The organism is Brachybacterium sacelli (genome assembly GCF_017876545.1).
Lineage (GTDB): Bacteria > Actinomycetota > Actinomycetes > Actinomycetales > Dermabacteraceae > Brachybacterium > Brachybacterium sacelli.
In genome coordinates this window covers 2,775,394-2,793,373 of record NZ_JAGIOD010000001.1, presented here as the reverse complement: position 1 = coordinate 2,793,373, position 17,980 = coordinate 2,775,394, and the positions used below count along the sequence as shown (strand labels likewise).

At 73.2% G+C, this 17,980-nt stretch carries 16 protein-coding genes; 7 read left to right on the top strand and 9 right to left on the bottom strand.

The annotated features are described in order from the left end of the window. Positions 1-21 precede the first annotated feature (21 nt). From JOF43_RS22655 to JOF43_RS12585, 7 genes are all read left to right on the top strand, one after another. The gene (locus JOF43_RS22655) at positions 22-192 is read left to right on the top strand and encodes a hypothetical protein (RefSeq protein ID WP_245354106.1); all 171 of its coding nucleotides are present in this window, start codon (positions 22-24) and stop codon (positions 190-192) included. Positions 193-198: 6 nt separating this feature from the next. Further along, the gene (locus JOF43_RS22650; protein WP_245354105.1) at positions 199-459 is read left to right on the top strand and encodes a VOC family protein; all 261 of its coding nucleotides are present in this window, start codon (positions 199-201) and stop codon (positions 457-459) included. A gap of 197 nt (positions 460-656) precedes the next feature. Continuing rightward, positions 657-2,630 carry a siderophore-interacting protein gene (locus tag JOF43_RS12605; protein ID WP_209902489.1) on the top strand — a complete coding sequence of 658 codons (1,974 nt, stop codon included), beginning with the start codon at positions 657-659 and terminating at the stop codon, positions 2,628-2,630. After that, positions 2,627-3,616, top strand: a complete 990-nt coding sequence (locus tag JOF43_RS12600; protein WP_209902487.1) for a FecCD family ABC transporter permease — start codon at positions 2,627-2,629, stop codon at positions 3,614-3,616. Before JOF43_RS12605 ends, JOF43_RS12600 begins: the two co-directional genes overlap by 4 nt. Beyond that, positions 3,613-4,665: a FecCD family ABC transporter permease gene (locus tag JOF43_RS12595; protein WP_209902485.1), complete on the top strand. Its 1,053-nt coding sequence runs from the start codon at positions 3,613-3,615 to the stop codon at positions 4,663-4,665. The genes JOF43_RS12600 and JOF43_RS12595 overlap by 4 nt, the downstream gene beginning before the upstream one ends. 53 nt (positions 4,666-4,718) lie before the next feature. After that, positions 4,719-5,540, top strand: a complete 822-nt coding sequence (locus JOF43_RS12590) for an ABC transporter ATP-binding protein (protein ID WP_209903309.1) — start codon at positions 4,719-4,721, stop codon at positions 5,538-5,540. After that, positions 5,537-6,607 carry an ABC transporter substrate-binding protein gene (locus JOF43_RS12585; RefSeq protein WP_209902483.1) on the top strand — a complete coding sequence of 357 codons (1,071 nt, stop codon included), beginning with the start codon at positions 5,537-5,539 and terminating at the stop codon, positions 6,605-6,607. Before JOF43_RS12590 ends, JOF43_RS12585 begins: the two co-directional genes overlap by 4 nt. A 49-nt stretch (positions 6,608-6,656) precedes the next feature. Here the strand turns inward: JOF43_RS12585 and JOF43_RS23000 are convergent, their stop codons facing one another. The 9 genes from JOF43_RS23000 to JOF43_RS12540 all read right to left on the bottom strand — a co-directional run bounded on the left by JOF43_RS23000 (position 6,657) and on the right by JOF43_RS12540 (position 17,980). After that, a complete protein-coding gene (locus tag JOF43_RS23000; RefSeq protein ID WP_209902481.1) occupies positions 6,657-7,289 on the bottom strand; it encodes an NUDIX domain-containing protein in 633 nt (210 codons plus the stop codon). A 4-nt stretch (positions 7,290-7,293) separates the two neighbouring features. Then, on the bottom strand, positions 7,294-9,066 hold the full coding sequence (locus JOF43_RS12575; protein ID WP_209903307.1) for a CTP synthase: 1,773 nt from the start codon (positions 9,064-9,066) through the stop codon (positions 7,294-7,296). A gap of 62 nt (positions 9,067-9,128) precedes the next feature. Beyond that, positions 9,129-10,187, bottom strand: coding sequence for a glycosyltransferase (locus tag JOF43_RS12570; protein ID WP_209902478.1), 1,059 nt, complete (start codon positions 10,185-10,187; stop codon positions 9,129-9,131). Next, complete coding sequence (gene murJ / locus JOF43_RS12565; protein WP_245354104.1) at positions 10,184-12,166, bottom strand: murein biosynthesis integral membrane protein MurJ; 1,983 nt, start codon at positions 12,164-12,166, stop codon at positions 10,184-10,186. The genes JOF43_RS12570 and murJ overlap by 4 nt, the downstream gene beginning before the upstream one ends. After that, complete coding sequence (locus JOF43_RS12560; protein WP_209902477.1) at positions 12,163-13,023, bottom strand: hypothetical protein; 861 nt, start codon at positions 13,021-13,023, stop codon at positions 12,163-12,165. Before JOF43_RS12560 ends, murJ begins: the two co-directional genes overlap by 4 nt. Then, positions 13,020-14,078 (bottom strand): copper transporter, encoded by a 1,059-nt coding sequence (locus tag JOF43_RS12555; protein ID WP_209902475.1) that lies wholly within the window; start codon positions 14,076-14,078, stop codon positions 13,020-13,022. Before JOF43_RS12555 ends, JOF43_RS12560 begins: the two co-directional genes overlap by 4 nt. Before the next feature lie 14 nt (positions 14,079-14,092). Beyond that, positions 14,093-15,271, bottom strand: a complete 1,179-nt coding sequence (steA, locus tag JOF43_RS12550) for a putative cytokinetic ring protein SteA (protein ID WP_209902473.1) — start codon at positions 15,269-15,271, stop codon at positions 14,093-14,095. After that, the gene (gene recN, locus JOF43_RS12545) at positions 15,268-17,019 is read right to left on the bottom strand and encodes a DNA repair protein RecN (protein ID WP_209902470.1); all 1,752 of its coding nucleotides are present in this window, start codon (positions 17,017-17,019) and stop codon (positions 15,268-15,270) included. Before recN ends, steA begins: the two co-directional genes overlap by 4 nt. Positions 17,020-17,035: 16 nt before the next feature. Beyond that, positions 17,036-17,980, bottom strand: a complete 945-nt coding sequence (locus JOF43_RS12540; protein ID WP_209902468.1) for an NAD kinase — start codon at positions 17,978-17,980, stop codon at positions 17,036-17,038.

Below are 17,980 nucleotides of genomic sequence, written 5' to 3'. Positions count from 1 at the left end.
CCGAAGGCGTTCGATGGAGGCATGGACGAGGATGTCGACAACGCCCCTGCGGGACCGGACGGCCCGCTCTCCCCGAGACCCCATCTGAGCGGTTTGGTCGGCGTGGTGCTCAGCGCGCCGCGCGCGCAGCCCCTGGCGCACTTCTCCCGTGATCTGCTGGGGTGGCCGCTGCATGCCGATGCTCCGCACTGATGCACGATGCAGATCCCCGGGGCCGGCGCGAACCTCGCCTTCCAGAGCGAGGAGCACTACACGCCGCCCGTGTGGCCGGCCGGCGACGGCGAGCAGCACATGATGCTCCACCTCGACCTCGGAGCACGCGACGTCGTCGGGGCGGTCGCAGCGGCCCAGGAGCTCGGAGCGCACCTGGCGGAGTTCCAGCCGCAGGAGGACGTACGGGTGATGCTCGATCCGGCGGGGCATCCCTTCTGCCTCTATGAGGACGATCCGGCCGACTGATACCGGGCACGGGTCGCCCCGAGCACAGATCATCCTGAACACGGACGACCCTGGCGCACACCCTGTCCACTAAGGGTAGGCTTCGCTCAGTCAGGTGAGGCTACCCTCAGTGGATCGGCGTCCGCGAGAGACCGTCGGTGCCGCACCGCTGAGCCGCCCGTCCGAGCCGAGCAGTCCGAACAGTCCGAGGAGTCCGTGTGCCCCGCACCTCCCGCCCGTTGTCGATCTTCCCGATCGCCCTGCGCGATGCGACCGTCGCCGCGATCGAGGACATCTCCCCCGTGATGCGGCGCGTGACCCTGCGCAGCGAGCAGCTCCGCGGCGGCGAGCGCGACGGGATCCCGCTGCGGCCCTTCGTCAGCGACGGCTTCGACGACCACGTCAAGCTCGTGATCCCGGAGCCCGACGGCACCGCCCCCGCTCCGGGACGCCAGGAGCCCGGACGTTTCGACTGGGCACCCGGCGTACTCGGACTGTGCCGCGACTACACGGTGCGGCGCGCCGATCCGGAGTCCGGCACCGTCGACCTCGACGTGGTCAGGCACGACGCCGGACGCGCCAGCGACTGGGCCTTCGCCGCAGAGGTGGGCGATCCGATCTCCTTCGCGGGCCCCAAGTGCAGCGCCGGGATCAACCAGGAGGTCGACTGGCATCTGCTGATCGGGGACGAGACCGCCCTGCCCGCGATCGGGCGGTGGCTCGAGGAGGCCCCGGCCGGGACCCGCGCGAAGGTCCTCCTCGAGGTGCCCGACGCTGCCGATCGGCAGCAGCTGGAGACCGCAGCCGAGGCGGAGATCAGCTGGCTGGTGCGACCCCGGGGTGTCCGGGCGGGACATTCCACGTTGATGCTCGACGCCCTCCGCTCGCTCGAGATGCTCCCGGGCCGGGTGTACGCGTGGTGCGCCGGCGAGACCCTCACCATCTCCCCCATCCGCCGCTACCTGCGCCGCGATCTCGCGCTGCCGAAGGAGGACGTCGAGGTGGTGGGCTACTGGCGCCGGGTGACCGGCGACGAGGACCGCGCCGAGTCACCGCGCCGCGGCGGCGCACCGGACAGGGCGACCTCCCCCGCACCGCCGACATCCTCCGAGCCCGTGCCGACGCCGTCCGCGGACCGCGCACCGGCGTCGGACCCGCCGACGCCCGCCTCCCCGCAGGAGCTGATGCACCAGGTGCACGAGATGAGCGAGCTGCTGGCCCCCATCGTGCTGCGGGTCGCCGTGTCCCTGGGCATCCCGGTCGCCCTCGCCGACGCCGCCCGCTCGCTCCCCGAACTGGTCGAGACGACACGGGTCCCCGTCGAGCGGCTGTCCCCGCTCCTGGACGCGATGATCGCTCTGGGACTGCTGCGGGAGGACGGCCGTGGAGGCTTCGTCCATACCGCGCTGGGCGAGGTGCTGCTCGAGGAGAGCGTCCAGGAGTCGCTGGATCTGGACACGCCGGCCGGCCGGGTGGACCTCTCCCTGCTCGAACTGCTCACGGTGGTGCGCACCGGAGAGGTGGCCACCGCCCCGGCGCTGCCGGCGGACCTCGTGACCTGGCGCGGCCACGACGACGAGGTCGACGCGGCGTTCCACGGCCGCCGCGAGGACTCGCTGCAGTGGAACGTCCAGCCCCTGGCCGACCTGCCGGAGGTGGCCGCCGCGGGGACGGTGCTGCTCTGCGGCGACGGCATCGTCCCGACGGCCGCCGCGCTGCTGGCACGGGCTGACCGCAGGGTCAGCCTGCTGGTGGCGCCGCGCCGCGCGGAGATGATCCGACAGCGCCTGGACCGCGAGATCACCGATCCCTCCCGGCGCCGGCGAGTGCAGCTGGTCCTCGAGGACGAGGAACTGCCTCTGACGGAGGTGAGCATCCTCCAGCACGCGACCGAAGCACTCCCCGACGCGCGTCTCCGCTCGCTCCTGGACCGCCTCTCCCGCCGCACCGGTGCCCAGCTGCTGCTGGTGACGGACCTCGCCGACGACGCCCGGACCGACGACCACGTCGCCGCCCGGACGCTGACGGCGCTCACCTCGACCGGGGTCGCGCTGCGCACCAGCACCCAGCTGCGGGATCTGCTCGAGGGCGCCCGTTGCTCCGGGGTGCGCAGTGCGCCGCTCGGCTGGGGGTTCGGCCCCTCCGTCGTGATCGCCGACGCCTCCGGCGCGAACGCGCCCACCCGCCCGTGAGGACCGCCCTGCTGACAGCGGGACTGCTGATCGGTCTGCTGTCCTCCGTCGTGCTCAGTCTGGCCGTCGGGGCCAGGCCGCTGAGCGTTGCCGAGATCCTCAACGTGCTGCGCGACCACGGCAGTGCGGAGGCGACCGCGCTGCTGTGGGACTACCGGCTCCCCCGCACGCTGGTCGCGCTGCTGGTAGGTGCGGCTCTCGCGGTCGCCGGCGGTCTGATCCAGGCCTTCACCCGCAATCCGCTCGCCGATCCGGGCATCCTCGGGGTCAATGCCGGTGCCGCCTTCGCGGTGACCGTGGCCATCGCCGCCCTGGGGGTGGTCGACACCTCGGGACTGATCGTCGCGGCCCTGCTCGGCGCCGCGGTCGCATCCCTGGCGGTGGTCGCGATCGGCGCCGGGGGGCGGGGCCCGGCCACCCCCTTGCGCACGACGCTGGCCGGGGTGGCGCTGGCCGCGGTGCTCGGCGGTGTCACCTCCGGGCTGCGTCTGCTGGATCCCGGGACCTTCGACCGCTTCCGGGTGTGGGCGGCGGGCTCCGTGGCGGGACCTGACCTCGCGCAGCTGGTGTCGGTGGCGCCCTGGATCGGGATCGGTCTGCTGATCGCCCTGGGGGTGACGCGTCCTCTGAACGCCATCGCCCTGGGCGAGGACCTCGCCGGGTCGCTCGGGGTCCGCCTGGCGCCCGCTCGGGTGCTCGCCGTGGGGGCTGTGACGCTGCTCGCGGGCGCCGCGACCGCGATCGCGGGCCCGATCTCCTTCCTGGGTCTGATGGTGCCCCACGCGGTGCGCTGGACGGTCGGCCCCGATCAGCGGCGCATCCTGCCCCTGAGCGTTCTCGGCGGCGCCCTGCTCCTGCTGGTCTCCGACGTGCTGGCGAGGGTGGTGCTGCCCGGGCGCGAGCTGCCGGTCGGGGTGGTCACCGCCTTCGTCGGCGCACCCGTGCTGGTGCTGCTGGTGCGGCGCAGGCGGGTGAGCGGCCTGTGAGCGCCCTCCCGGCCCCGCCCCGGTACTGGGTCCTCCGCCGCCCTCTCGGTACTCGGATCCCGGTGCGCACCGCGACGGTCTGCGCGGTGCTCTTCCTGCTCGCGCTCATCCTGTTGGGAGCGGCCCTGGTGCTGGGGGACGTGCTGATCGCTCCCGCCGACGTGCTCGCAGCACTGACCGGGGGCGCCGACCGCCTGGTGACGCTGTACGTGATGGAGTGGCGCCTGCCCAGGGCGCTCGCGGCCCTCGCGGTGGGGGCGCTGCTGGGCGCGGCCGGGGCCATCTTCCAGACCCTCACCCGCAATCCCCTGGGCTCCCCCGACATCATCGGGTTCACCACGGGCGCGCAGACCGGGGGGCTGCTGGTGATCCTGGTCCTGGGCACCGCCTCGTACCCGGCGCTGACGGCGGGCTCGGTCCTCGGGGGCCTGGCGAGCGCCGCGGTGGTGATGGGTCTGGCCCATCGCGGCGGCATCTCCGGGTTCCGACTGATCATCGTGGGCATCGCCCTGACCGCGATGCTCGCCAGCGTGGACACCTACCTCGTGCTGACCGCCGAGCTGGACCTGGCGATCGTCGCCTCCACCTGGGGCGTGGGGTCCCTCAACGGTGTCGCATGGCCCTACGTCGGCCCCACCCTGGCGGTGGCGGTGGTGCTGCTCGCGGCGCTGATCCCGCTCAGCCGCCCCCTGGCCCAGTTGGACCTCGGCGAGGACACCGCCCGAGCGATCGGTGCCCGCCCGCAGGCCACGCAGCTGATCGCCATCGTCCTCGGGGTGCTGCTGGTGGCGGTCGCCGTAGCCGTCGCCGGGCCCGTCGCCTTCATCGCCCTGGCCGCCCCGCAGATCGGCCGCCGCCTGACCGCCTCCCAGGGCACGCCGATGCTGCCGGCGGCCTGCACGGGGGCCGTGCTGCTGCTCGGCGCGGACCTCGTCGCCCAGCACACCCTGCCCGGCCGGTCGCTTCCGGTGGGCCTGATGACCGTGAGCCTCGGCGGTCTGTACCTGCTGTACCTCATCGTGAGGGAGAACCGGAGGGGAGCCCTGTGAGCCCGACGACGAGAACCCCGCCCACCCCGCCCCGGCCGGTCGGGGCGCTGCGGATGGACGATGCCCGCCTGGCCTACGACGAGCGCGTCATCGCGGAGCACCTCGACCTGACCGTCGTCGACGGATCCTTCACGGTGGTGATCGGGCCGAACGCCTGCGGCAAATCGACCACGCTGCGCGCCCTGTCCAACCTGCTGCGCCCCACCGCGGGCACGGTCGCACTGGACGGGCGGGCCATCCATCAGCTGCGCGCCAAGGAGCTCGCGCGACGCCTGGGTCTGCTGCCCCAGTCCGCGCTCTCCCCCGAGGGCATCACGGTCGCCGACCTCGTCGCACGGGGACGGTATCCGCACCAGTCGATGCTCGCCCGATGGAGCGCGGCCGACGAGCAGGCGGTCGGCGCGGCCCTCGAATCCACCGGCATCACGGACCTCGCCGCGCGGCAGGTCGACGAGCTCTCCGGCGGTCAGCGCCAGCGCGCCTGGGTGGCGATGGTCCTGGCCCAGCAGACGGATCTGCTGCTGCTCGACGAGCCGACCACCTTCCTCGACATCGCCCACCAGATCGCTCTGATGGACCTGTTCGCCACGCTCCATGCGCAGGGCCGCACCGTCGTCGCGGTGCTGCACGACATCAACCATGCCGCGCGCTACGCCACCGACCTGGTGGTGATGAGCGAGGGGCGCATCCACGCCGAGGGGGACCCCGCCGAGGTCATCACCCCGGATCTGCTGGCCACGGTGTTCGGTCTGGACGCCGCCGTCATCGAGGACCCCGTCAACGGCGGTCCGCTCGTCGTGCCCCGGCACGGGACCAGGCCCGTCCCGCCCGCTGTGCCCGAACCCCTCCCCACTCCGGAAAGGTCATGTCCATGACTGTCCCTCACCGCTCCCGATCGATCACCGCACCCCTGCGCGACGGCCTCGCACCCTCGAGCGTGCTCGACCGCCGAAGCCTGCTGGCCGGCGCCGGCCTGCTCGGCCTGACCACGCTGAGCGCCTGCGGCGCGGGGGAAGCCGGGACCCTCACCAGCGGCTCCGACGATGACAGCGACCTCCGCACGGTGACCGACGCCATGGGCCGTGAGGTCGAGCTGCCGCTGCAGCCCAGGGCGGTGGTCTCGCTGCATTACGCGGGCACGCAGGCGATGATGGATCTCGGTGTGATCCCCGTGGGCACCGGAGCTGCCGGGCAATCCGGTGAGGACGGCCTGGAGTACGTGCCCGAGAACCTGTGGACCGATCTGCAGGAAGTGCCGGTGGTGGTCCCCGGCGGCGAGGTCGACATCGAGGCGGTCGCCGGACTCGAGCCGGATCTCGTCCTCGCCCACAACGTGCTCGAGGACGACGTCCTCTCCCAGCTCGAGCAGATCGCTCCCGTCTTCGGCTTCACCCTGCGCGGCGGCGATCGTGCCGACTGGCAGCAGCGTGTCCACGAGGTCGCCGAGGCGCTGGGGCTCGGGCAGGAGTTCACGGACCTGAAGTCCGCCTGGGAGGACGAGCTGGCGACGACCGCCGAGGAGTACGCGGACGTCACCGACGGCCTGGTGGTCGGCGTGATCGGGGCCTACGAGACGGGGAACTTCTACGCCTGGGGTGAGGAGAACATGCCCGGCACGCTCCTGACTCCCCTGGGTCTGACCTGGTCGGCGCAGGAGAACCAGGCGGTCGCCGGGCAGGGCGAACCGGAGGCCACGATCTCCTCCGAGCGGATCCTCGAGGTGGTCGGCGACGCCGACCTCCTCTTCTACGACAGCAATCTGCTCGGCGAACCCAACTCCTTCATGGTCGAGCTCCAGGAGTCCTCGCTGTACCAGCAGCTGGAAGCGGTGAAGGCCGGGCGCGTCCACGCCTTCGGCAAGAACACCATCGCCGGGTTCTCCGACGCCCGTTTCTCGCTCGAGCAGATCCGCGGCGCCCTCGAGGACTTCCGGTCCTCCTGAGCGGGCCCGGCACCTCGCCGGGGCCTCGACGCCGGCCCAGGGCCGGGCCTCAGGACCGGCCGGGCCGCTCCGGGAACGGGGCGTCGGCCGGTCGCAGCATCGCCTCGTCCCCACCGCGGGCCCGGTGGGCCGCCAGGGCGAGCACGGCCGCGGCCGTGGTGGCATTGGTGAGGCGGCCCTCGAGCACCGCCGTGACGGCGTCGGCGAGCGGGACCCAGCGGGTCTCGATCTCCGCCTCCTCGTCGGTGCGCTCGAAACCGCCGGCCTCCCCCAGCGGGCACGCGCCGGTGGCGAGGTAGATCCTGATCACCTCGTCACTGCCGCCCGGGCTGGGGCGCAGGTCGACCAGGGTGTGCAGATGCGCGGCGGTGTGAGCGGTCTCCTCGCCGACCTCCCGGAGCGCGCCGACGTGCGGGCTCTCCCCGTCGACGTCGAGCAGCCCGGCGGGGATCTCCCACAGCGTGTGGCCGACGGGATGGCGGTACTGGCGGATCAGCAGCACGTGATCCTGCTCGTCGACGGCGAGCACCGCGACCGCCCCGGGGTGGCGCATGTACTCCCGGTCGAACCGCACTCCGGGGGCGAAGTCGATCCTGTCCCGCACGATGTCGAACACCATCCCGGAGTGGACCGTGGTGCGGTCGGCGATGGGGCGGGCGCCGGGCGTGTCGCGCAGCGTCATCGGCTCAGATCTCCTCGTCCGTGATGGGCGCCGGAACAGCACCGTCCGGGGTCGGCCCCGTGGTCGCCCCGATCCCCTTCACGGGCTCGACCTCGAGCAGCCGGGTGGCCTTCTGCAGCTCGAGCGCTGCGCCGATCAGGCCGGCGAACAGCGGGTGTGCTCGGGTGGGGCGCGATTTCAGCTCGGGATGGGCCTGGGTGCCGATGTAGTACGGGTGCACGTCGGCGGGCAGCTCCACGAACTCCACCAGCGCACGGTCCGCGGAGACACCGGAGATGACCAGCCCCGCCTCCTCCAGCTGCTCGCGGTAGGCGTTGTTCACCTCATAGCGGTGGCGGTGGCGCTCGGCGACCTCGGTGGCGCCGTACGTGCGGGCGGCGAGGGAGCCCTCGCGCAGGGTGTGGTCGTAGGAGCCCAGGCGCATGGTTCCGCCGAGGTCACCCTCGCCGGAGACGATGTCGGCCTGCTCGGCCATGGTCGCGATGACGGGGTGGGCGGTCTCGGGCTCGAACTCGGTGGAGTGGGCACCCGGCAGGCCCAGCACGTCGCGGGCGTACTCGATGACCATGGACTGCATGCCCAGGCACAGGCCGAGGGCGGGGATGCCGTGGGTGCGGGCGTGGCGCAGGGCGCCGACCTTGCCGTCGACCCCGCGGATCCCGAAGCCGCCCGGGACCACGATCGCGTCGACGTCGCCCAGCTGCTCCTGGGCACCCTCCGCGGTGGCGCAGAGGTCGGATTCGACCCAGCGCAGTGCGATCTTCGTGCTGTGGTGGAAGCCGCCGGCGCGCAGGGCCTCGCTGACCGAGAGATATGCATCCGGCAGGTCGACGTACTTGCCGACCAGGGCGACGGTGACCTCGTAGGCGGGATGCTGGACACGCTGCAGCAGGGACTCCCACTGGGTCCAGTCCACGTCGTGGCTGAGCAGGTCGAGGCGGCGGATCGCGTAGGCGTCCAGGCCCTCGCCGTGCAGCACGAGCGGGATCTCGTAGATCGAGGGGGCGTCGGCGCAGGTGACGACGGCGTCGAGGTCGACATCGCACATGGAGGAGATCTTGGCCTTGACGGAGCCGGGCAGCTCGCGATCGGAGCGCAGCACGATCGCGTCGGGCTGGATGCCGATCGAGCGCAGGGCGGCCACCGAGTGCTGGGTCGGCTTGGTCTTCAGCTCCTGGGAAGGACCGATGAACGGCACCAGGGAGACGTGCACGAAGAAGACGCTGTCGCGGCCGATGTCCTGGCGCACCTGGCGGGCCGCCTCGAGGAAGGGCTGGGACTCGATGTCGCCGACGGTGCCGCCGATCTCGGTGATGATCACGTCGACGTCGTCCCCGGCCTGGGAGCGCATGGACTCCTTGATGGCGTTGGTGATGTGGGGGATGACCTGGACGGTGTCTCCGAGGTACTCGCCGCGGCGCTCCTTGGCGATCACGCCGGAGTAGACCTGGCCCGTGGTCACGTTCGCGTCGGCGCTGAGGTTCTCGTCGAGGAAGCGCTCGTAGTGGCCGATGTCGAGGTCGGTCTCCGCGCCGTCCTCGGTGACGAAGACCTCCCCGTGCTGGAACGGGTTCATGGTGCCCGGGTCCACGTTGAGGTACGGGTCCAGCTTCTGCATCGTCACCCGCAGTCCGCGGCTGCTCAGCAGCATCCCCAGCGAGGATGCGGTCAGACCTTTGCCGAGGCTGGAGACCACTCCACCCGTCACGAAGATGTGCTTGGTGGTGCCGGGATTCCGGAAGGGTTTCGCCGTGGGGACCTGGCCGCCCCGAGGGATGGGGCCGGTGCTGGACTGGGATGCGCTCGCGCTGGTATCTGCCACGGACTCTCAACCTACCATCAGCGCCCGGGCGGGACCAGGATCTCGGTCAGCTGGCGAACCATGTCACGCGCGGTGGGCAGCTCCCGGGCGCGGCGACGGGACCGCGCCTGCGCGTCCCGGCGCCGCTCCGGATCGCGATGGGCGCTGATCGCCTCCGCCAGTGCGACGGGGTCGCCGCTCGGCACCAGCTGTGCCGCCTCGGCGGTGACCCAGCGGGTGCCGCCGGCGTCGGTCGCGACGATCGCGCGCCCGGCCCGCAGCGCCTCCTGCAGGGAGACGGGCTGGCCCTCCCAGAGGGCGGCGGAGACCACCAGGTCGGCGCTCTCGAGCAGGGCGGGGACGTCCTGGCGGCGGCCGAGCAGCTCGACGCTCAGCTGCTCGGCCCGGATCCGGTCGCTCAGCCTCCCGTGCAGGGGCCCGTCGCCCGCCACCCGGATCCTCACCGCCTCGCGATCGAGGAGGGCGGCGGCGTCCAGCAGGTCATCCAGCCCTTTCTGCGGGGCCAGGCGCGCGACCACCAGCACCTCGAGCGTGTCGTCCGGCGTCGCGACCCCGGCGCCCGGGATGGGGACCGAGGGCTCCGGTGCCGGACCCGGCGCGGCCATGCCCGTCGGTGCGGGAGCCTCCGGGGCCGGTATCACGGCGTGGCGCACCTCGCCGGCGCCGGCGCGACGGGCGTCCTCGGCGAGATCCGGGGAGACCGCCAGGACGATCTGCGCACGCCGGGAGAGGACGCGCAGCAGCACCGCGCCGAGGGTCCGGACCGGGAGCGACCCGACGGTGCGATTGTGCAGGGTGACGACCAGGTGCGCGTCGTCGCCCCGGGGCATGGCGCACGCGGCGAGAGCGCCGGCTCGCAGGCCGTGGGCGTGCACGGCGACCGGGGCAGGGGCGGTGCGGACACAGCGCCGCAGGGTGCGGACTGTGCGAAGGTCGGCGAGGGGGCGGGGGCGGTCCTGGATGTGGACCGGCGCCTCGCGCACGTCGAGACCGGCCTCCGCCAGCTCGGCCAGCTCCTGCTCGACGTGGGCGGCGAGACCGCCGCCGGCCTGCGGGCGCACCACGATCACGCTCATCGCTGCGCCCCTGTCTGCGGCTCGTCCGCGTCGGTCGAGGCGTCACCGGTCCAGGCATCGTCCTCGTCGCTCGACGCAGCGGGATCCGTATCGCTCGCGGCGCAGCGGCGACGCGCACGGCGCAGCAGGTCACGCGTGGTCACCGGATCGGCCGCGGCCATCACGGCGCTCGCCAGCACAGCCGCGACGAGGCCGCAGAGGACCCCGGAGGCGACGGCGCCGATCTCCCCGGTGCCCGTGGTCACCAGCCATTTGCCCAGCAGCATGCCGGGGACGCCGCCGACCACGAGGGCCAGGGGGGTGAGGATCGCGGTGCGCCGCACCCGCGGCAGGTCCCCGCCGGGCTCGAGAATGTCGGCGATGCGGGCGAGGCCGACCAGGGCGGAGAGCGCCATGCCGATCGCGATGGTGATGCCGAAGGCGGTGGAGGCCTCCGCGGGCGAGCGGGTCGGACTGGGGATCACCAGCACCAGGATCGCGACGGCGGCGACCCCCCAGCCCACCGAGCCGACCAGCAGCGCATCCCGGGCCCGCAGCGCCGCGGAGAGGATCCGGGTGCACTGGATGGCGACGGCGTACCCGGGCAGCCCCAGGGCGAGCGCCGCCGCGGTGGAGCCGACACCGCTGGCGCCGGCCCGGTCGATCAGACGGAAGAACTGCTCGAGGGCGGGGGCCGCGGCGAACAGCGTCGCCGCCCCGATCACGCCGACGACCATGACGGTGCGCGTCGAGGCGGCGGAGACGCGGGCGAAACCGGTGGTGTCGCCGACCAGACGCAGCTCCGAGAGGTGGGGGAACACGGCGGTGACCAACGGGACCACGAGGACCGCGTAGGGCAGCAGATACAGGGCCTGGGCGTATTGGAACACGGGGAGGGTGCCGGTGCCGCCGGCCCGCATGGCGAGCACCAGCACGAGGGCGAGCACGAGCTGCTGGGCGCCGACGGCACCGAGACCGGCCCCACCCAGGGCCAGGGCCTTGCGCCCGTAGCGCGGGGGCATCGACAGGGTGGGTCGCAGATGCAGGCCCGAGCGCAGCGCGGCGATCAGGACGGGCACCGTCATCGCGGCGACCCCCGCGGTGGTGCCCCATCCCAGCCAGGCGATCGCCGGGTCGTCGATGGTGGTGGTGGTCGCCACCGGCGGCACCAGCCAGGCGTAGACGCGATAGGAGGCGATCACGACCAGGGAGGAGATCAGCGGCATCATCGCGGGCCACAGGAACCGTTTGCGCGCCTGGAGGTAGGCCCCCAGGACCACGGAGATCCCGTACAGGGGGAGCTGGAGCGCGAAGATGCGCAGCAGGACCGCTCCGAGGTGCACGCTGCCGGCGGAGGTGTCCTCGGTGGACAGGAGGAGACCGGCCAGACCCTCCGCGGACACGACGACCACGGCGGTGAGCAGCCCCGTGCCCAGCAGGGTCCAGGTCAGCAGGGCCGAGATGATCCGGTCGGCCCGTTCGGAGCCGTCCCGGCGATCACGACGCGGGGGCAGCTGGTCACGAGCGGGGCGAGGGAGCTGTGGACGCGACGCCGCGGGGTCCGAGGCGGCGGGGCCCACCTGCTGGTGCGCGCCCGCCCGTTGGCCGAGGTCGACCTCCCGCTCGTCATGCCCCCGCCCGCCGTGCTCGTCGTGCGTGGGCCCGTCGGGTTCGACCGTATCGTCCCCGATCTCCGGGTGCTCCGGGTGCTCGGCCGGATCGCGCTCCGGGACCAGACCCGCGATCAAGGGGACGACGACAGCGGCCAGTGCGCCGCCGGCGACGATCTCGAACAGGACGTTGGGCAGCAGGTTCGCGGTGGTGTAGGCGGTGCCGACGTCCCCGGCGCCCACGCTGGCCCCGAAGACGAGGTAGCGCACGAAGCCGGCGATGCGTGCGAGCACGGTGATCACGAGGATCAGCCCGGCACCCCGCAGGACGGCGCGGGCGATACCGGACCGTGCCGGCGTGTCGTCGAGGGCGGGATCGCCGGCGGTCATCGGTCCCCCACCGTCCCGGAGCCGGGCTCCGGCGCCTCGCCGTCCCGCGGAGGCTCGCGTCGCCCCAGGAGATCCACCGCCCGCAGCGCGGGCGTGGTGTCGATGACGGCGCTGAAGCTCACCTTCTCGCTGGCCAGGGTGAGGGCGACGACGACGGTCAGCAGGGCCAGCCGGACGGGACGGGGCAGGGTGCGGGCCGCGGCGGTGCCCACCGCGGCCCCCAGGACGTTGGCGCCGGCGTCGCCGAGCATGCCGTGCTCGCGCAGATCGGTGGGCAGCGCGAGCGCGCCGGGGACCAGTGCGGCCAGGGCGAGCGAGCGGCCGCTGGCGGAGCGGAGGTCCTCGGCGGGGCGGAGCGGGGCGAGCACCGCCAGCGCGGCAGCGGCCGGCAGCACGACCTTCAGGGCGCGGCCCGGCCGCAGGTCCAGCAGGTTCGCGAGGTTCGCGCAGCCCGCCGCGAGGGCACCGTCAGCCAGGACCATCGGCCCGCCGCGCGGGTGCGGCGCGGTCGCCGCGCCGGCCAGGGCGAGCACGGGGATGCCGAGCGCCTTGGCCGCTCCCGTGGTGATCCTCCCCTGCCGCAGGGCACCCAGATGCCCGCGCAGCCCTTTGGAGACCACGCCCCCGGCGCGTCGCTGGCGTGGTTCGAGCAGGTCGTCGATCAGTCCCAGCGCGCCGATGCCGCTCAGCACGGCGGCGTCGGCGGCCCGGCCGGTGCCCAGCGCGATCCCCCCGCCTCCCGCGACCACCAGGGCACCCTCGAGCAGGCTCACCCGTCGTCCGGCGAAGTTGGTGCGGCGCAGCTCGGCCAGGACGGTGCCCAGGACGTCGCGGCAGCTCTCGCTCCCCGCCGTCACTCCGCTCCCCCGCCGTCCGACGGGGCGCCCTGGGCGCCGGTGTCCTGCCCGTCGCCCCCACCCCCGGCCCCGTCCTCGACACCGCGCGTCTCCGGCAGCGCGGGGAGGCGGTCCTGGGCGTCGACCGTGGTGCCGTAGGCGCCCTGCCCGCCGCGGGCCTGCTCGATCAGGGCCAGCACCGACAGCACGGGGCCGTCGGCCTCCTGGAGCCGGTCGGTGGTCGACAGCGCCTCGAAGGCGGCATCGCCGCGGACCGTGCGCAGGATCCCGGTGGAGGCGTCGTTCTGGGGGGTGGCCGCGGAGACCACCGAGGGGATCCCGGCCCCGGACAGGCGGGTGAGCACGGCGGTCTGGGCCGCCAGGAGGCTCTGGGCGCGCTCCGCGGCGACGTCGTCGGACTCGGCCTCGTCGGTGAACTCCTCCGGGGCGGCGCTGGCGACCACGACGCCGTCGACCCCTGCAGGGACCTCTCCGTCCAGGGCGACCATCTCGTGGCCCGTCAGCACCTGCCAGACCTGGGTGCGCAGCTCCTCGGAGAGTTCGCCGGCGGTCGAAGGATTCAGGAGAGCCACCACCACCGCGGTGAGCTGCTCGGAGTCATCCAGCCCGTCCTCCAGCAGCACGGGCGCGATCGCCCGGATCTGCTCGACGGACTCCGTGCGCGCCTGCTCCTGGCCGGGCTCCCACAGCGACGGCTGCAGGTCGACGCGGAGCGTGGACCCGACGCCCGCATCCTCGAGCAGCGAGGTGATCCGATCCGTGTCGGAGCGGGTCGAGGAGTGGTCGGTGAGGATCGCGACGTCGGCCCCCGGCAGGGTGTCGGCCACCAGCTCCGGTCCGATGTCGGTGACGAAGGAGGCCAGCTGCCCGTTGCGGGTGGTGAGCTCGTCGGCCTCCGTGCGCAGCTGGTCCTGCTCGCTGCGCAGCTGTTCGACCTGGCCGGCCAGCTGGTCGCCGAGGCTCTCGCGCAGGGGTCCGGCTCCGAGCACGATGCCGACGGCGAGCGCCAGGAACACGGAGATCAGGGAGACGAGGTGGTAACGGAAATCGATCACGGGTCGAGACCCTCCTACGACCCGGTGGCCCGGGGTGAGAACAGCAAGGTGAACCAGGACAGCAGTGCATCGAGACGGGCGCCGAGGATCTGCACCAGCGCCTGCCCGCCGGGGGTTGCCCAGAGCGCGACCGCGAGGGCGGCGAATCCGGCCAGGGCGAGCAGCACCAGCTGGAAGGTGGAGATCCTCTGACGGTACAGGCGCGAGACCCCTTTGGCATCGACCAGCTTCGAGCCGATGCGCAGTCGGGTGAGGAATGTCGAGCTCATCCCGGCCCGGCCCTTGTCGAGGAACTCCTCGAGCGTGCCGTGGGTGCCGACGGCGACGATCACGGATGCCCCCTTCTCGTCGGCCAGCAGCATGGCGATGTCCTCGCTGGTGCCGGAGGCGGGGAACAGCACCACCTCGTCCCCGAGCCCGAGCTCCTCGAGCCGCTCCGCGCCGGGGGCGCGTCCGTCGCGGTAGGCGTGGACCACCAGCTCGGCGCCGCTGCGCAGGGCCCGGTCGGAGACGGAGTCCATGTCCCCGATGATCATGTCGGGGCGGAACCCGGCCTCGAGCACCGCGTCGGCGCCGCCGTCGACACCGATGATGATGGGCCGGTTCTCGCGGAGGAAGGGCCGCAGCGTCGCGAGGTCCTCCTTGTAGTGGTAGCCGCGCACGACGATCAGTGCCGGTCGCCCGTCCAGGACGGTGCGCACCTCGGGTGCCCCGATCCCGTCGAGCAGCAGGTCGCGCTCGCGCAGCATGTACTCCATCGTGTTCTCGGCGAACAGCTCGAGCTGTTCGGAGAGGCCGGCGCGGGCGATCTCCAGGGAGGCGGCGATCGTGACGTCGTCCTGGTCGGTGCCGTGGGCGATGACGTCACCCTCGAGCAGCACCTCGCCCCCGGCGACCTCGAGGGTCTGTCCGTCGCGGACGCCTTCGAACACCTCGTCGCCGAGACCGTCGACGAGCAGGATCCCGGCGTCGACCAGGATGCGCGGACCGGCGTTCGGGTAACGCCCCGAGGTGGAGGCGGAGACGTTCAGCACCGCGGCAGGGTGCCGCTCGATCAGTGCCTCCGCGGCCACACGGTCGATGTCCTCGTGGTCGATGATCGCGATGTCCCCGGGCTGGAGACGTTTGGTGAGGTCCTTGGTGCGCTTGCCCAGCCGGGCGATGCCGAAGACGGTCGGCGGTGCGGCGCTCATCCGTCGGTCCCGCGCGCCGACAGGCCGCCGGTGGTGACCGTGCGAGCCTCCTCGAGCAGCTCTTCGGCATGGGCGAGGGCCACGTCGGAGGCGTCGTCGCCCGCGAGCATCCGCGCCAGCTCGCGGATCCGCCCGGGTCGCTCCAGGGTCTGGACCGTGGAGCTGGTGGCCCCGTCGTCGTTCGTGGACTTCACGATCTGCAGGTGGGTGCCGGCGTGGGCGGCCACCTGGGGCAGGTGGGTGACGACGATGACCTGTGCGTGACGGGCCAGCTGCGCCAGGCGCTGGCCGACGGCGAGGGCGGCCCGACCGCCGATGCCCGCGTCGATCTCGTCGAAGACGAAGACGGGGGCGGCGGTGCGGTCGCTGCGGGAGGAGGCCAGCGCCACCTCGAGGGCCAGCATGACGCGGGACAGCTCGCCGCCGGAGGCGGCCTGGGAGACCGGGAGGTGCTCGGCGCCGGGATGCGGGGCCAGCAGGATCGCGACCGCGTCGCGACCGTGAGCGCGATGGGTCCGGGTCGAGACGTCGACGCGGAGGGCGGCGTCGGGCATCTCGAGGTGGCGCAGCTCCTCCTGCACGGCCTCGGCGAGGCGCTCGGCCGCGGAGGTCCGTGCGACGGTCAGGGCGTCGGCCGTCTCGTCGAGCTCGTCCTGGACGGTCTCGAGGCGGGCGGCGGCGGTGGCGCGCTCCTGTTCGGCGCCGTCGAAGCGGTCGAGGTCGGCGGCGGCGTTGCGGGAGGTCTCCAGCAGGGCGGTGACGTCCTCGGCGGGGCCATCGGGACCGGGCAGCAGGGCCCCGAGGTCACGGACCAGGACGGTGAGCTCGTGGAGACGCTCGTTCGCCTCCTCGAGACGGCCCGGGGAGGCGTCGATGTCCTCGGCGTAGCGGGTCAGCTCGCCCGAGACGTCCGACAGCTCGAGACGGGCGGCGTCCAGGCGCTCCACCAGCGGTGACAGGGTGGCGTCCGTGCGGGCGGCGCGGCCCAGGGACTCGGAGGCGACGTCGAGCAGGGAGCCGGCGGCGGGGCCGTCGTCATCGCCCACCAGGGCGAGGGCGGCCTGGGTCGCGGCGCCGCGCAGCTCCTCGGCGTTGCCGAGCCGTTCCAGCTCGGCGCGCAGGGCGTCGTCCTCCCCCTGTTGGGGGTCGGTCCGTTCGAGGCGCTCGAGCGCTTCGCGCAGAGCGGTGCCGCGGCGTTCGCGCTCGGCCAGCAGGCCGTCGAGCTCGCTGACGCGCTCGGTCAGCGTGGTGCGTTCTCGCCAGACCTCGCGGTGTCGGGCCAGCAGCGGGCCGATCTCGGTGTCCGCGAAGCGATCCAGCGCCTCCCGCTGGGCATCCGGATCGCGCAGTCGTTGCTGGTCGGCCTGTCCGTGCACGGTCACGGCCGTGCCGACGAGACGGGCGAGCGTGCCGATCGGCACGGGGACCCCGCCGATCTGCGCGCGGGAGCGACCGTCGCGGGTCACGCGACGCACCACCAGGACCTCGCCGTCGTCCTCGTCGGCCCCGAGCTCGTCGAGGGAGGCGGCCAGCTCGTCGTGCCCGGCCAGCGCCAGGGCTCCGTCGACCGTGCTCGACCCGCGGGTGCGGCCACGGTCCAGGCGGTCCCCGAGCAGCATGCTCATCCCGGTGACGATCATGGTCTTGCCGGCGCCGGTCTCGCCGGTCAGCGCGGTGAAGCCGGGGCCGAACTCCAGCATCGCGTCGTCGATCACACCGATCTGGCGGATGCGCAGGGTGGACAGCATGGAACGGATCAGCCCCTCACCGCGTGCGCGGGCTGCGTCCCCGCCAGCCGACGACCGGGAGCTGGAACTTCTCGACGAGGCGGTCCGCGAAGGGAGTCGTGCTCAGGCGGACCAGGCGCACGGACTGCTCGGACAGTCGGGCCTCGACGCGCATCCCGGCGGTGATGTCGGCGGTGCGACGGCCGTCGAGGGTGAGGATGCCGTCCTCGCGGTTGTCGAGGGTCATCTCGATGGCGGCCTCGGAGGAGCGTCCCAGCATCAGCGGGCGGGCGAACAGGGCGTGCGCGGCCAGCGGGATCAGCAGCATCGCGTCGACCTCGGGCCAGATCACCGGGCCGCCGGCGCTGAAGGCGTAGGCGGTCGAGCCGGTGGACGTGGACAGCACCACACCGTCGCAGCCGAAGGAGGAGACCGGGCGGCCGTCGATCTCGATGGCGACGTTGATCATCTTCAGCCGATCGGCCTTCTCGAGCGAGGCCTCGTTCAGTGCCCAGTGCTCTTCGACGGGGCGATCGTCGGCGTCCAGCACATGCACCTCGAGAGCGGCGCGCTTCTCGATCTCGTAGTCGCCGTCGAGCAGCCGCGCGACGGTGATGGAGAGGTCCTCCACCTCGCTCTCTGCGAGGAAGCCGACGTGGCCGAGGTTGACCCCGTGGACGGGGACGTCGGCCTCGCGCACGGCCTCCAGGGCGCGCAGGATGGTCCCGTCGCCGCCCAGGACGATGCCGAGCTCGACGAGATCGGCCGCCGAGACGGCGTCCAGCACGTCGACCCCGCCGTTGGTGAGGAAGGTCAGCAGCTTCGGGGGCGGGACGTCCTCGGGCAGCGCGAAGATCTCGTCGACCTGTTCGTCGACCACGACACCGCGCACGCCGCGCCGGGTGAGCTCCTCGAGGACCGTAAGCATGGCGCCGAGCGCCGCGCGCCGGCCCGTGTGGACGTAGAGGAGGAACCGTCTCAT

Coding starts and splice junctions, on each gene's coding strand:
- JOF43_RS12585 (WP_209902483.1), top strand. CDS start 5,537: ATGACTGTCCCTCACCGCTCCCGATCGATCACCGCACCCCTGCGCGAC.
- JOF43_RS22650 (WP_245354105.1), top strand. CDS start 199: ATGCAGATCCCCGGGGCCGGCGCGAACCTCGCCTTCCAGAGCGAGGAG.
- JOF43_RS12540 (WP_209902468.1), bottom strand. CDS start 17,980: ATGAGACGGTTCCTCCTCTACGTCCACACGGGCCGGCGCGCGGCGCTC.
- recN (WP_209902470.1), bottom strand. CDS start 17,019: ATGCTGTCCACCCTGCGCATCCGCCAGATCGGTGTGATCGACGACGCG.
- steA (WP_209902473.1), bottom strand. CDS start 15,271: ATGAGCGCCGCACCGCCGACCGTCTTCGGCATCGCCCGGCTGGGCAAG.
- murJ (WP_245354104.1), bottom strand. CDS start 12,166: ATGACCGCCGGCGATCCCGCCCTCGACGACACGCCGGCACGGTCCGGT.
- JOF43_RS22655 (WP_245354106.1), top strand. CDS start 22: ATGGACGAGGATGTCGACAACGCCCCTGCGGGACCGGACGGCCCGCTC.
- JOF43_RS23000 (WP_209902481.1), bottom strand. CDS start 7,289: ATGACGCTGCGCGACACGCCCGGCGCCCGCCCCATCGCCGACCGCACC.
- JOF43_RS12590 (WP_209903309.1), top strand. CDS start 4,719: ATGGACGATGCCCGCCTGGCCTACGACGAGCGCGTCATCGCGGAGCAC.
- JOF43_RS12570 (WP_209902478.1), bottom strand. CDS start 10,187: ATGAGCGTGATCGTGGTGCGCCCGCAGGCCGGCGGCGGTCTCGCCGCC.